At 68.0% G+C, this 13,420-nt stretch carries 14 protein-coding genes; 11 read left to right on the top strand and 3 right to left on the bottom strand.

The features are described 5' to 3' along the window. From purT to fba, 4 genes are all read left to right on the top strand, one after another. Complete coding sequence (gene purT, locus Q8K84_RS09655; RefSeq protein WP_305282427.1) at positions 1-1,200, top strand: formate-dependent phosphoribosylglycinamide formyltransferase; 1,200 nt, start codon at positions 1-3, stop codon at positions 1,198-1,200. A 174-nt stretch (positions 1,201-1,374) separates the two neighbouring features. Beyond that, positions 1,375-2,382, top strand: a complete 1,008-nt coding sequence (gap, locus tag Q8K84_RS09660; RefSeq protein WP_305282428.1) for a type I glyceraldehyde-3-phosphate dehydrogenase — start codon at positions 1,375-1,377, stop codon at positions 2,380-2,382. Positions 2,383-2,473: 91 nt separating this feature from the next. Further along, a complete protein-coding gene (pgk, locus tag Q8K84_RS09665) occupies positions 2,474-3,664 on the top strand; it encodes a phosphoglycerate kinase (RefSeq protein ID WP_305282429.1) in 1,191 nt (396 codons plus the stop codon). Positions 3,665-3,694: 30 nt separating this feature from the next. Further along, positions 3,695-4,780 carry a class II fructose-bisphosphate aldolase gene (gene fba, locus Q8K84_RS09670; RefSeq protein WP_305282430.1) on the top strand — a complete coding sequence of 362 codons (1,086 nt, stop codon included), beginning with the start codon at positions 3,695-3,697 and terminating at the stop codon, positions 4,778-4,780. 102 nt (positions 4,781-4,882) lie between these two features. On the opposite strand, the gene bfr is transcribed toward fba, so the two are convergent. Together bfr and Q8K84_RS09680 are read right to left on the bottom strand one after the other, a co-directional pair. Beyond that, positions 4,883-5,362 carry a bacterioferritin gene (gene bfr, locus Q8K84_RS09675; protein ID WP_305282431.1) on the bottom strand — a complete coding sequence of 160 codons (480 nt, stop codon included), beginning with the start codon at positions 5,360-5,362 and terminating at the stop codon, positions 4,883-4,885. A gap of 133 nt (positions 5,363-5,495) precedes the next feature. Then, positions 5,496-5,681: a bacterioferritin-associated ferredoxin gene (locus Q8K84_RS09680; protein ID WP_305282432.1), complete on the bottom strand. Its 186-nt coding sequence runs from the start codon at positions 5,679-5,681 to the stop codon at positions 5,496-5,498. Between the two features lie 185 nt (positions 5,682-5,866). Here Q8K84_RS09680 and Q8K84_RS09685 point away from each other — a divergent pair, with 185 nt between their 5' ends. From Q8K84_RS09685 to Q8K84_RS09710, 6 genes are all read left to right on the top strand, one after another. Then, the gene (locus tag Q8K84_RS09685) at positions 5,867-7,276 is read left to right on the top strand and encodes a cytochrome ubiquinol oxidase subunit I (RefSeq protein WP_305282433.1); all 1,410 of its coding nucleotides are present in this window, start codon (positions 5,867-5,869) and stop codon (positions 7,274-7,276) included. Continuing rightward, a complete protein-coding gene (gene cydB / locus Q8K84_RS09690) occupies positions 7,276-8,301 on the top strand; it encodes a cytochrome d ubiquinol oxidase subunit II (RefSeq protein WP_305282434.1) in 1,026 nt (341 codons plus the stop codon). The genes Q8K84_RS09685 and cydB overlap by 1 nt, the downstream gene beginning before the upstream one ends. Then, the gene (locus Q8K84_RS09695; protein ID WP_305282435.1) at positions 8,285-8,437 is read left to right on the top strand and encodes a hypothetical protein; all 153 of its coding nucleotides are present in this window, start codon (positions 8,285-8,287) and stop codon (positions 8,435-8,437) included. Before cydB ends, Q8K84_RS09695 begins: the two co-directional genes overlap by 17 nt. 42 nt (positions 8,438-8,479) lie before the next feature. After that, complete coding sequence (gene thiE, locus Q8K84_RS09700) at positions 8,480-9,157, top strand: thiamine phosphate synthase (RefSeq protein WP_305282436.1); 678 nt, start codon at positions 8,480-8,482, stop codon at positions 9,155-9,157. A gap of 105 nt (positions 9,158-9,262) precedes the next feature. Further along, positions 9,263-10,057 (top strand): inositol monophosphatase family protein, encoded by a 795-nt coding sequence (locus tag Q8K84_RS09705; protein WP_305282437.1) that lies wholly within the window; start codon positions 9,263-9,265, stop codon positions 10,055-10,057. Positions 10,058-10,114: 57 nt separating this feature from the next. Then, a complete protein-coding gene (locus Q8K84_RS09710; protein WP_305282438.1) occupies positions 10,115-11,146 on the top strand; it encodes a glycerophosphodiester phosphodiesterase family protein in 1,032 nt (343 codons plus the stop codon). A 4-nt stretch (positions 11,147-11,150) separates the two neighbouring features. Here Q8K84_RS09710 and Q8K84_RS09715 read toward each other — a convergent pair whose 3' ends face one another. Then, positions 11,151-13,013, bottom strand: a complete 1,863-nt coding sequence (locus Q8K84_RS09715; protein WP_305282439.1) for an ABC transporter transmembrane domain-containing protein — start codon at positions 13,011-13,013, stop codon at positions 11,151-11,153. 120 nt (positions 13,014-13,133) lie between these two features. On the opposite strand from Q8K84_RS09715, the gene rpmE reads away from it, so the two are divergent. Then, positions 13,134-13,358: a 50S ribosomal protein L31 gene (rpmE, locus tag Q8K84_RS09720; protein ID WP_293319064.1), complete on the top strand. Its 225-nt coding sequence runs from the start codon at positions 13,134-13,136 to the stop codon at positions 13,356-13,358. The last annotated feature ends 62 nt before the right edge of the window (positions 13,359-13,420 follow it).

Below are 13,420 nucleotides of genomic sequence, written 5' to 3' on the forward strand. Positions count from 1 at the left end.
ATGCGCCTGGGCACGCCGCTCTCGCCAAGCGCCCTGCGCGTCCTGCTGCTGGGCTCGGGCGAGCTCGGCAAGGAGGTGGCCATCGAGCTGCAGCGGCTCGGCTGCGAGGTGATCGCCGTCGACCGCTACGCCGACGCGCCGGCCATGCAGGTGGCCCATCGCAGCCACGTCATCGCCATGACGGATGCGGCCGCCCTGCGGGCCGTGGTCGAGGCCGAACGGCCCCACCTGATCGTGCCCGAGATCGAGGCCATCGCCACTGACGAGCTGGCGGCGATCGAGGCCGCGGGTCTTGCGGTGGTGATCCCCACGGCGCGGGCCGCCCAGCTGACCATGAACCGCGAGGGCATTCGGCGCCTGGCCGCCGAGGAGTTGGGCCTGGCCACATCGCCCTACGCCTTCGCCTCCAGCGAGGCTGAGCTGGCGGCCGGGGCTGAGGCCGTCGGCTATCCCTGCTTCGTCAAGCCGGTGATGTCGTCGTCTGGCAAGGGCCAGTCCTATGTGGAAGACGCCGCCGATATTGCGCAGGCCTGGCGCTACGCCCTGGAGGGCGGCCGGGTCGAACAGGCCCTGGTGATCGTCGAAGGCCGCATCGCTTTCGACTTCGAGATCACCCAGCTCACCGTCCGGGCCCGCGGGCCCGACGGCGAGGTCGCCACCCACTATTGCGCGCCCATCGGTCATCGCCAGGTGAAGGGCGACTATGTGGAGAGCTGGCAGCCGCAGCCCATGAGCCCGCTGGCCCTCAAGCGCGCCCGGGAAATCGCCGGCCGCGTGACCGCCGCCCTGGGGGGTCTTGGCCTGTTTGGGGTCGAGCTGTTCGTAACGGGCGACGAGGTCTGGTTCTCCGAGGTCAGCCCAAGGCCCCATGACACCGGCCTGGTGACCCTGGCCACCCAGGTTCAGAGCGAATTCGCCCTGCACGCCCGGGCGATCCTGGGCCTGCCGGTGGATGTGACCTTGCGCGAACCGGGCGCCAGCGCGGTGATCTATGGGGGCATGGAGGCCCGCGGCGTGGCCTTTGAGGGCGTCGCCGAGGCCCTGGCCGTCCCCGGCGCCGACCTCAGGCTTTTCGGCAAGCCCGAGGCCTTCGAGCGCCGCCGCATGGGGGTGGCCCTGGCCACAGCCCCGACCATCGAGGCCGCCCGGGCGCGGGCCAAAGAGGCGGCGGCCAAGGTTCGGGTGGTCAAGGGCGACTGAACCGTGTGTGGCCGGGCGGGCGCGCCAGCCCCGCCCCGCATGCCCCGTGGCGCTTTCGGGCGTACTAGAGCTTGACTCGCGCGAGAGGGGCCGCACAAAACCCCGGCAAAACAATCGCAAAACGTCGCTCGCAGCCCCTGTTTCGCGCCGACCCTATCTCGCCAGGAGAACACCATGACCGTCCGCGTCGCCATCAACGGTTTCGGCCGCATCGGCAGGCTCGTCCTGCGCTCGATCATCGAGCATGGCCGCACAGACATCGAAGTGGTGGCGATCAACGACCTGGGCCCGGTGGAGACCAACGCCCACCTGCTGCGCTATGACAGCGTGCATGGCCGCTTCCCCGGCACGGTCATCGTGGACGGCGACACGATCGATGTCGGCCGCGGGCCGATCAAGGTCACCGCGATCCGCAACCCGGCCGAGCTGCCGCACAAGGAACTGGGCGTCGACATCGCCCTGGAATGCACTGGTCTCTTCACCTCCCGGGAAAAGGCCGCCGCCCATCTGGAAGCCGGCGCCAAGCGTGTGCTGGTCTCGGCGCCTTGCGACAATGCCGACAAGACCATCGTGTTCGGCGTCAACCACGACGTCCTGACCAAGGATGACCTGGTGGTCTCCAACGCCTCGTGCACCACCAACTGCCTGGCCCCGATCGCCAAGGTGATCCACGACCTGTGCGGCATCGAACGCGGCTACATGACCACCATCCATTCCTACACCGGCGACCAGCCGACGCTGGACACCATGCACAAGGATCTCTACCGCGGCCGGGCCGCAGCCATGTCCATGATCCCCACCTCCACCGGCGCGGCCAAGGCCGTGGGCCTGGTGCTGCCGGAGCTGGCCGGCAAGCTGGATGGCTCCTCGATCCGTGTGCCGACCCCCAATGTCTCGGTCGTGGACCTGAAGTTCGTGCCGGGCCGCAAGGTGTCCAAGGACGAGATCAACGCCGCCCTGCAGGCCGCCGCCGACGGCGCCATGAAAGGGGTCCTGGCTGTTTCCAACGACCCGCTGGTGTCCATCGACCTGAACCATATCGCCGCGTCGTCCACCGCCGCCCTGCCCCAGACCCAGGTGGTCGAAGGCCAGCTTGGCCGAGTCCTGTCCTGGTATGACAACGAGTGGGGTTTCTCGACCCGGATGAGCGACACGGCGCTCGCCATGGCCAAGCTGATCTGATCGGCTGCCCGGACGTTCGCCTTAGAGGCCGATGCGCCTGGGCCCCGGCCCAGGCGCGGCCCGCCGCCCACGCCCTGACCGCTGGAAGCCAATGACCTTCAAGACCCTCGACGACGCCGACCTGAAGGGCCAGCGGGCCCTGGTGCGGGTGGACATCAATGTGCCCATGGCCGACGGCCAGGTCAGCGATGACAACCGCCTGCAGGCCGCCAAGCCGACGGTGGACAAGCTCCGGGCCGGAGGGGCGCGGGTCATCCTGCTCGCCCACTTCGACCGGCCGAAGGGCAAGCGGGTTCCGGAAATGAGCCTGGCCCAGGTGGTCGAGCCCCTGTCCCAGGTGCTTGGCGTCAAGGTGGCCTTCGCCGAAGACTGTATCGGCGAGGCGGCGGACAAGGCCGTGGCGGCCCTTAGGGACGGCGACGTCCTGCTGCTGGAGAATGTCCGCTTCCATCCCGGCGAAGAGAAGAACGACGCCGACTTCGCCCAGGCGCTCGCGGCCAATGGCGACCTCTATGTGAACGACGCCTTTTCCGTCGCCCACCGGGCGCACGCCTCGACTGAAGCCCTGGCCCACCAGCTGCCGGCCTATGCCGGCGAGCAGATGCGGCTGGAGCTGCAGGCCCTGGACGCCGCCCTCGGCAAGCCCAAGCGGCCCGTCCTGGGCATTGTCGGCGGCGCCAAGGTCTCCACCAAGCTCGACCTGCTGAACAATCTGGTCGGCAAGCTCGACGCCCTGGCCATTGGCGGCGGCATGGCCAACACCTTCCTGGCGGCGCAAGGGGTCGATGTGGGCGGGTCGCTCTGTGAGCACGATCTCGGCGACACGGCGCGAGAGATCATGGCCTCGGCCGAGACGTCCGGCTGCCGGCTGCTGCTGCCCGTCGATGTAGCCACCGCCACCGAGGTGGCGCCGGGCGTGGCGGCCAAGATCCAAGGGCTTGACCACCTCGGCCCCGATGACAAGATTCTGGACGCCGGCCCGGAAACCCTGGCGCGCCTGCTCGCGGCCATGGACGGGGCCGCCACACTGATCTGGAACGGCCCCCTGGGCGTTTTTGAGGTGCCGCCCTTCGACAAGGCGACCGTTTCGGCGGCCAAACACGCGGCAAGCCTCGCCAGATCCGGTCAACTGGTGGCTGTCGCCGGTGGGGGTGATACGGTGGCGGCGCTGAACGCGGCTGACTGCGCAGACGACTTCACCTTCGTCTCGACTGCCGGCGGCGCGTTCCTTGAATGGATGGAAGGCAAGACCCTGCCCGGTGTGGCGGCTCTGAGCCAGTAAGAGACAAGAGAGAAACGGACGGATACGGCGATGGCCCGGATTACCCTGAGACAGCTTCTCGATCACGCCGCCGAGCACAGCTACGGCGTGCCGGCCTACAACATCAACAACATGGAACAGGGCCTGGCGATCATGGAGGCCGCCCATGCGGTCAATGCGCCGGTCATCATCCAGGCGAGCCGGGGCGCGCGCTCCTACGCCAATGACATCGTGCTGAAGCACCTGATCGACGCCCTGGCCGAGATGTATCCGCACATCCCGATCTGCATGCATCAAGACCACGGGAACAACGAGGCCACCTGCGCCACGGCGATCCAGTTCGGCTTCACCTCGGTGATGATGGACGGTTCGCTGATGGCCGACGCCAAGACGCCCGCCGACTACGACTACAACGTCAAGGTCACCCGCAACGTCGTGGACATGGCCCACTGGGTCGGCGCCAGCGTCGAGGGCGAGCTCGGCGTGCTGGGCAGCCTTGAGACGGGCATGGGCGAGAAGGAAGACGGCCACGGCTTCGAGGGCAAGCTCGGCCATGACCAGCTGCTGACCGATCCCGACCAGGCCGTGGCCTTCGTCAAGGCGACCGAAGTCGATGCGCTGGCCATCGCCATGGGCACCAGCCACGGCGCCTACAAGTTCACCCGCAAGCCGGACGGCGACGTCCTGGCGATGAATGTGATCGAGGAGATCCACCGCCGCCTGCCCAACACCCACCTGGTGATGCACGGCTCGTCCTCGGTGCCGCAGGATCTGCAGGACGTCATCAACCAGTATGGCGGCGAGATGCCCCAGACCTGGGGCGTGCCGGTGGAAGAGATTCAGCGCGGCATCAAGCACGGCGTGCGCAAGATCAACATCGACACCGATAACCGGATGGCCATGACCGGCGCCATTCGCAAGGTGTTCGCCGAGAACCCGGCGGAGTTCGATCCGCGCAAATATCTGAAACCCGCCATGGAGGCCATGCGCCAGGTCTGCCAGCAGCGGTTCGAGGAATTCGGCGCCGCCGGCTGGGCCGACAAGATCACGCCACTGCCCCTGTCGGTGATGGCCAAGCGCTACGCCGCAGGCGAACTGGACCCGAAGATCGGCGTCAGCCGGCAGGCCGCCGAGTAGTTCATCCTGGACTTCGACAACGAAAAACGCCGGCCAGGATCCCCTGGCCGGCGTTTGTATTTCGGCTCGCCTCCCCCGATGCGGGCGAAGCGCTGAAGGGGGCTAGCCCTCCATCTCGCCCATGGCGCTCTGCATGAAGTTGGCTTCGCCCAGGGACTTCAGCAGCAGGAGCTGGGTTTCGAGATAGTCGATGTGCTCTTCGGTGTCGGACAGGATCTCCCGCAGCAGTTCGCGCGACACATAGTCGGCGACGCTTTCGCAGAGCTGGATGCCTTCGATCAGGGTCACCCGGCCGCCGGTCTCCACCGCCAGATCGGACTCCAGGCACTCGCCGACGGCCTCTCCGACCTTCAGCTTATGCAGATCCTGCAGATTAGGCAGGCCCTCAAGGAACAGGATGCGGTTGATCAGCTTATCGGCATGCTTCATCTCGCCGATAGACTCTTCATAGACGATCTTGCCCAGCTGGCGCAGACCCCAGTTCTCGAACATACGCGCATGCAGGAAATACTGATTTACAGCAGTCAGCTCATTGGTGAGCACTGCGTTCAGCATTCGGATAACAGCCTTGTCGCCTTGCATGTGTGGCTCCTTTCCTCACGCCGCATACAGATTTGTCCGCAACCTCATGCGAAGGCCGCGTCGTGTCAAAGCCTATGTTTGCAAGTGATTAGCGCTGGCGAAGAAACTCGCGCGGCGACCTTCGAAGGCCTGCCTATTCGGCGGCGTAGCGCAGCGCCTGTTGCTGGTCCTGCAGGATCTCGCGCATGTCGCAGACACAGCGGGCGCATTGGGGTTTGGCGTCGCAGGCGCGGAAGATTTCCGACGGCCGGCTGGCGCCCGAGGCGACCGCAGCGCGGACCTCACGTTCCCGAATTCCGTTGCAGTTACAAACGTACACGAGCGGTTGACTCCCCAGGCGACGAGGAGATTGTTAGCAGATGCGAACGTCCTTGCAAGTCATTTGCAGCTTGGTTGCGACGCATTAGCGCGACTCTATGACGCGCCCCGTCCGCTTGGTGCCGGGCGCTTCGGGGCGCAAGACTTCCGGCGCTTTTGACGAGCCACGTGGAGCGGGAAAGCCAGATGGAATTCGACGCGCTGCTTCTGTCGCGAATTCAGTTCGCCTTCACGATCGCCTTCCACATCATCTTTCCAAGCTTCACCATAGGCTTGGCGAGCTATCTGGCCGTTCTTGAGGGCCTCTGGCTCCTCACCCGCAATGAAACATTCAAGACCCTCTACCTCTTCTGGGTGAAGATCTTCGCCCTGTCCTTTGGCATGGGCGTGGTGAGCGGGGTGGTGATGAGCTACCAGCTCGGCACCAACTGGAGCGTCTTCTCAGCGGTGGCCGGGCCGGTGATCGGCCCCCTGTTCGCCTTCGAGGTTCTGGCCGCCTTCTTCCTGGAGGCCAGCTTCCTGGGGGTCATGCTGTTTGGCTGGAAGAAGGTGGGGCCAGGCCTTCACTTCACCTCTACGGTCCTTGTCGCCCTGGGCACATTGACCTCGGCCTTCTGGATCATCTCGGCCAACAGCTGGATGCAGAGCCCCTCAGGTTTCGCCGGAACGGTCGAAGAGGGGCTTGTGGCGGTCAACTGGATGCAGGTGATCTTCTCCCCCACCTTCCCCGAACGACTGGCGCACATGGTCCTGGCCGCCTATCTGACCACCGCCCTGGTGGTGGCCGCCGCCAGCGCCTTCCGCCTGCTGCGCGACGCCAGCGAGGCGGAGTCAGCCATGGCGCTCAAGATGGCCATCGGCATGCTGGCCATCGTCGCGCCGCTGCAGCTCCTGGTGGGGGACCTGTCGGGCAAGGTTGTCCTGGAACATCAGCCGGCCAAGCTGGCCGCCATCGAGGCCTTCTGGGAAACCCGCACCGAACAGCCCTTTCATATCGCCGCATGGCCCGACCGCGAGATCGCGGGCAACCACTGGGAGCTGTCGATCCCCAAGGTGGGCAGCTGGATCACCGGGGGCTCCGTCGACGCCGAGATCCAGGGCCTGGACGCCTTCGCGCCGGAGGACCGGCCGCCCGTCTTTATCGTCTTCTGGTCTTTCCGGCTGATGGTCGGCCTGGGCATGGCGATGATCGCCCTGGGGTTCTGGGGCGCGTGGCTGATCTGGCGGGGATCGCCGGCCCGGAGCCGGGTCTTCCTGAAAGCCTGCGTCGCCATGGGCCCGACCGGCTTCGTGGCGGTGATCGCCGGCTGGATCGTCGCTGAGGTGGGCCGTCAGCCCTATGTGATCTACGGCGTCCTGAGGACAGAAGACGCGGTCTCGCCAATCGGGGCCGGCGCGGTCTCGGCCTCGCTGATGGGCTTCCTGGTGGTCTACGCCATCGTGTTCAGCGTCGGGGCGCTCTACATTCTGCGCCTGCTGGCGGAGGGGCCCCTGGCCGGCGCCCTTGAGCCGGCCCCAAGCGAGCAGAGGGCCCCAGGGTCGCCCCTGTCCGCCGCCCCGGAAGACCCCGGCCCACCAAGCAAGGGGGACCACTGATGGACCTCGACCTGCCCCTGATCTGGGCCGGCGTCATCGCCCTGGCCGTCCTGCTCTATGTGATGCTCGACGGTTTTGACCTGGGCATCGGCATCCTGTTCCCCTTCGCCCGCTCCCCGCGGGACCGGGACACCATGATGAACACCATCGCCCCCTTCTGGGACGGCAACGAAACCTGGCTGGTCCTAGGCGGCGGGGGGCTCTTCGCCGCCTTCCCGCTCGCCTATGCGATCATCATGCCGGCCCTCTACATCCCGATCCTGTTGATGATGATGGCCCTGATCCTGCGCGGCGTGGCCTTCGAGTTCCGCGCCCGGGGGCGGGCCCGGGGCAAGGCCTTCTGGACCGGCGCCTTCGCCGGCGGCTCCACCGTGGCGGCCTTGGCGCAAGGGCTGGTGCTGGGGGGCTTCATCCAGGGGGTCACCCTGAACGGCGAGGCCTTCGGCGGCGGCCCCTTCGACTGGCTGACACCCTACACCCTGCTGGTGGCTGTCGGCCTGACCGCCGGCTACGCCCTGCTCGGCTCGACCTGGCTGATCTGGCGGACTGAGAATGACCTGCACGGAGACGCCCGGCGCTGGGCCTGGAAGGCGGTGATCGGAAGCGCGGCCCTCCTGGCGGTGGTCAGCGTGGCCACCCTGTTCGTCCACCCGCAGGTCGCCATCCGCTGGGGCTTTGAGGACGGCGCCTTTGACCTTGCGCGGCTGGGGCTGCTGTCACCCATTCCGCTCCTGGGGCTGGCGGGTCTGGCCCTGGTGGTGCGGGGCCTGGCCAGCGGCGGGCATGTGGCGCCCTTCGTGGGCAGCCTGACCGTCTTCGTCTCCGGCTATCTGGGGCTGGCGGTCGGCTTCTTCCCCAACATCGTGCCCTATGATCTGACCTTCCGGCAGGCGGCCTCGGCGGACAACGCGCTGGGCCTGATGCTGGGAGGACTGGTCATCCTGTTGCCCGTGATCCTGGCCTATACGGTGTGGGTCTACTGGGTGTTCCGCGGCAAGGTCGGGGCCGATGCGGGATATCATTGAGGGACCGCCTGACTCCGAGGCGCCCCGTCCGCCCCTGGCGCGGCGGCTCGCCTGGTTCGTCGCCCTGGCCCTTGGCGGCATGGCCGCCACCGGGGCGGTGGCCTACGTCCTGCGCGCCCTGCTCGGCCTCGAATGAGCCCCCTCCCCTTTGGGCGGAGGTGAGTCTAGAAGCGGGATCATGACCACGCCGCCCGACTGCCGCCTCTATCTGATCACGCCGCCGGTCCTCGATGATCTGGCCGCCTTTGGCCACACCCTGGCCGAGGCCCTGGACGCGGGAGACGTCGCAGCCCTGCAGATCCGGCTGAAGGGCGCTTCGGACGAGGTGATCGCCGCGGCCGTCGATGTCCTGACCCCCATCGCCCACAGCCGGGACGTGGCCGTGATCCTCAATGATCGCCCTGATCTCGCCGCGGCCCTGGGCTGCGACGGGGTCCATGTGGGCCAGGACGATCCCCCCTGCCGGGAGGCCCGTCAGATCATGGGCAAGGCCGCCATGATCGGCGTCACCTGCCATGACAGCCGCCACCTGGCCATGGAGGCCGCCGAGGCCGGCGCCGACTATGTGGCCTTTGGGGCGTTTTTCCCGACCACCACCAAGGACGCTCCCACCCAGGCTGAGCCTGACTTGCTGACCATCTGGCAGGAGTCCATGGAGATCCCTTGCGTGGCGATCGGCGGGATCACCGCCGACACCGCCGAGGGCCTGGCCGCCGCAGGCGCGGATTTCCTGGCGGTCTCGGCCGGAGTCTGGGCCCATCCGGAGGGTCCGGCCGCCGCCGTCCGAGCCCTGAACACCGCCATCGCCCGCGGCCTCGCCCTCCGGGCCAGGTCAGAAGCCCAGGCGGGTCTCTGACGCCCCGCCTTGCCATAGGGCGGCGCGGCGACTAGGTTCCGCCGCCCATTTCCCGCCCGAGCGCCGACCACCGCCCCCCGTCCCTTGCGCGCACTGGAACAGACCGTGGCCACGCAAACCGCACTTCTGAAAGTCATGTCCGACGCCGCCCGCAAGGCTGCGCGAGGCCTCAACCGCGACTTCGGCGAACTGGCCGAACTGCAGGTCTCCAAGAAGAGCGCCGCCGACTTCGTCTCGGCCGCGGACATCAAGGCCGAGCAGACCATCTTCGAGGCGCTCACCGCCGCCCGCCCCGGCTACAGCTTCCTCGGTGAAGAGCGGGGCATGATCGAGGGCACCGACAAGACCCACACCTGGATCGTCGATCCCCTGGATGGGACCACCAACTTCCTGCACGCCATCCCGCACTTCGCCATCAACATCGCCCTGGAGCGCCAGGGCGCCATCGTGGCCGCCCTGACCTTCAACCCGGTCAGCAACGAGCTGTTCTGGGCCGAGAAGGGCAAAGGCTGCTTCCTCAACGACCACCGCCTGCGGGTGGCTGCGCGGACCCGGTTCGATGAGTCGGTGATCGCCACCGGCATCCCCTTCCTGGGTCACGGCCAGCACGCCAAGTTCCTGAAGGAACTGCACCAGATCAGCCAGCGGGTGGCCGGCGTGCGCCGCTTCGGCTCGGCCGCGCTCGACATGGCCTATGTGGCCGCTGGCCGGTTCGACGGCTATTGGGAGCGCGACTTGAACCGCTGGGACCTGGCGGCGGGCATCCTGCTGATCACCGAGGCCGGCGGTAAGGTGAGCGACGCCGACGGGGGCGAGGACGTGCTGGGGTCTGGCTCCGTCTGCGCCGCCAATCTGGATATGCATCCCATGCTGCTGGAGCGACTGCGCGCCGCGGCCTGAGGCGACCACGGGCCCAGGCTTGACGTAACCGTCACAAGCGGCGGCTAGACCGGGGGCATGAGCGCCCTCACCCGTCGCGCCTTTTCGGCGTCCATCCCGCTGGCCCTGGCCTTTGCGGCGTCCAGCCTGGCCCGGCCGCCCCGCCGCCCCCTCGTGATCGCCCACCGGGGCGCCAGCGGCGAGCGGCCTGAGCACACCCTGCTGGCCTATCAGCGGGCCATCGACCAAGGCTGCGACTTCATCGAGCCGGACCTGGTGATGACCCGCGACGGGGTCCTGGTGGCCCGTCACGAGAACGAAATCTCCGAAACCACCGACGTCGCCGACCGGCCGGACTTCGCCGGACGGCGGACGGAGCGGACTATCGACGGGGTGGAGGTGGCTGGCTGGTTCACCGAGGACTTCACCCTGGCCGAGTTGAAGACCCTGCGGGCCCGCGAACGCCTGCCTGAGCTGCGCCCCGCCAGCGCGGCCTTCGACGGCCAGGCCGATATCCCCACCTTCCAGGAGGTGGTCGAGTTGGCCAAGGCGCAGAGCGCGCGGACAGGCCGGACCATCGGCGTCTATCCCGAAATGAAGCACCCGACCTATTTCGAGGCTCGGGACCTGCCCATGAGCCAGGCCCTGGGGGCGGCGCTGCGCGACAACGACCTCGACCGCCGCGACGCCCCGGTTTTCGTCCAGTGCTTCGAGCCGAGACCGCTGCGCGCCTTCCGCGCCGCCAACCGGGCGCCGACGGTGATGCTGGTCGGCGAAGGCCAGATGTCTGAGTCCCTCCTGGCGGAAGTGGCCGGGTTTTCCGACGGCCTGGGGCCGGAGCTGAAAATGGTTCTGCAACTGGATGGGCCGGGCCTCGCCGCCACGCCCCTGATCGCCCAGGCGCAAGCGGCCGGGATGCAGGTTCATCCCTGGACGGTCCGCTCTGAGAACAGCTTCCTGCCGGCCGCCCTGCGACGGGGGGGCCAACCCGCTGCGCACGGGCATGCTGGGCGCTTGCTGCGCGCCCTCTACAGCGCCGGCGTCGACGGGGTCTTCACAGACTTTCCGGAACTGGCGGTGACGGTGCGCCAGGAGATGTTCGGCGCCTGAGCGATCAGGCGGCCTGGCCGAACTGCAGCGCCACCAGCCGGGCATAGAGCCCGCCCTGGGCCGAGAGCTCGGCATGGGTCCCCTGCTCAACCACCTGCCCCTGGTCCATCACCACGATCCGGTCGGCCTTCAGCACCGTGGCCAGGCGATGGGCGATGACCAGGGTGGTGCGCCCGCGCATGGCCTCGTCCAGGGCGGTCTGAACCAGCCGCTCGTTCTCGGCGTCCAGGGCGCTGGTGGCCTCGTCCAGGAGCAGGATGGGCGCCTGGCGGATCAGGGCCCGGGCAATGGCCAGCCGCTGGCGCTGGCCTCCGGACAGGGACCTGGCCCGGTCACCCAATGGGGTCTGGAAGCCCTCTGGCAGGGCTTCGATGAAGCCCCTGGCCTGGGCCGCCTGGGCGGCGGCCAGGATGTCCTCCAGCTGGGCGTCAGGCCGGCCAAAGGCGATGTTCTCGCCCGCTGAGCCCGAAAAGAGCGGCGAGTCCTGGGCGACCAGGGCCATCCGATCGCGCACCGCCCGAGGATCGGCCTGGCGCAGGTCGGTCCCATCCAGGCGGACCACGCCCTGGTCGGGGTCATAGAAGCGCAGCAGCAGCCGAAAGACCGTGCTCTTGCCGGCCCCGGAGGGCCCCACCAGGGCCACCCGCTCGCCGGGCGCGACCTTGAGCGTGAAGTTCTGCAGGGCGGGCAGGTCAGGGCGGCCGGGATAGGCGAAGGTGACGGCCTCAAAGGCGACGGCCCCTTGCGAGGGGCTGAGCAGGGTGACGGGGCTGGCCGGCGCGGCGATGCCTGGTCTGGCGTCCAGCAGCTCGGCGATCCGGTCCATGGCGCCTGCGGCCTTCTGAACGTCCCCCCAGGTCTCCCCCAGCGCGCCGACTGAACCCGCCGCCATCACCGCCAGGAAGGCGAACTGGAAGAGCGCCCCCCAGCTCATTTCGCCGCGCAGTCCGGCATGGACCCCCAGCCAGAAGATGGCCACCACGCCGCCGAACACGAGCGCGATCACCAGGGCGGTCATCACCGCGCGCGCCGTCATGCGGCGCAGGGAGGTTTCGAACGCCCGCTCCACCGCCCCGTCAAAGGACCGCGCTGCGGCGGTCTCCCCGCCGAAGGCCTGGACGGTCTCCAGCGCGTCCAGCGTTTCTCCAGCCTGGCCCACCGCCTGGGCGAACTGGTCCTGGGTCGACACGGTCAGCCGGCGGACGCGACGCCCGAACACGAACAGCGGGGCGATCACAAAGGGGAAGATCAATATCACCAGACCGGTCAGGCCCGGACTGACCCAGACCAGCAGGATCAGCGCCCCGATCAGGGTCAGCAGGTTGCGCAGGGCCACAGAGACCGAAGTGGCCATCAGGCTCTCGACGATCTGGATGTCGGTGGTCAGGCGTGACAGCACCTCGCCCGTGCGGGTGCGCAGGAAGAAGCCGGGATCCAGGGTCAGGATGTGGGCGTAGACCGCCTCGCGCAGGTCGGCCACCACCCGCTCGCCAAGCTTGGTGACGAAGAAATAGCGAAGGGCCGAGGAGAGGGCCAAGGCCAGGGCCACCGCCCCGATCAGGGCGAACCACAGATTGACCCGGGCCGGCGAAATGTCCGGCGCGGTAAGCGCGTCCACCAGCAGTCTTACGGCCCCGGAGAGGCCCAGGGTGGCCGCCGTGGCGCCGATCAGAAAGACAAGGGCGCCAAGGGCCTCGCCCTTGCGGCGCCTGGCGAAGGGCAGCAGTCGGCGAAGGGCGCCCACATTGCGGCTGCGGGGCCGACGCTCAGCGGCCTCATCAAGGTTCTGAGCCAGTTCGGCGCCGACGCCAGGACGCCCCTCCGGCCCCGGGGCGGCGGCGGCGGGAATGTCGGCTGGCTGGCTCATGAAATCCGTGCGCCCTTGCTTCAGGGCCGCCGTTTCTGTATACGCGCGGCTCGTTTGCGCACCGGGCCTGTCAGGTCAGGTGGCGCATCACCCGCTGCTCTTACGTCGGTTGTCCTCGCGATGAAACAAGACACGCACCCTGATTATCACTTCATCACCGTGGTGATGACGGATGGTACGACCTACCAAACCCGGTCGACCTACGGGAAAGAGGGCGCGACCCTGAACCTGGATATCGACCCCAAGACGCACCCGGCGTGGACGGGCGGCGCCCACACCCTGCTGGACCGCGCCGGTCGCGTTTCGCGGTTCAACGCCAAGTTCGGCGGCTTCACCCGCAAGTAGGTCCTTCCCCGCCGCGCGGCGGGGGATTTCCTGGTCCAAACAAAGAAGACGCCGCGAGCCTC

Origin of the sequence: Phenylobacterium sp., assembly GCF_030679875.1 — a bacterium.
Lineage (GTDB): Bacteria > Pseudomonadota > Alphaproteobacteria > Caulobacterales > Caulobacteraceae > Phenylobacterium.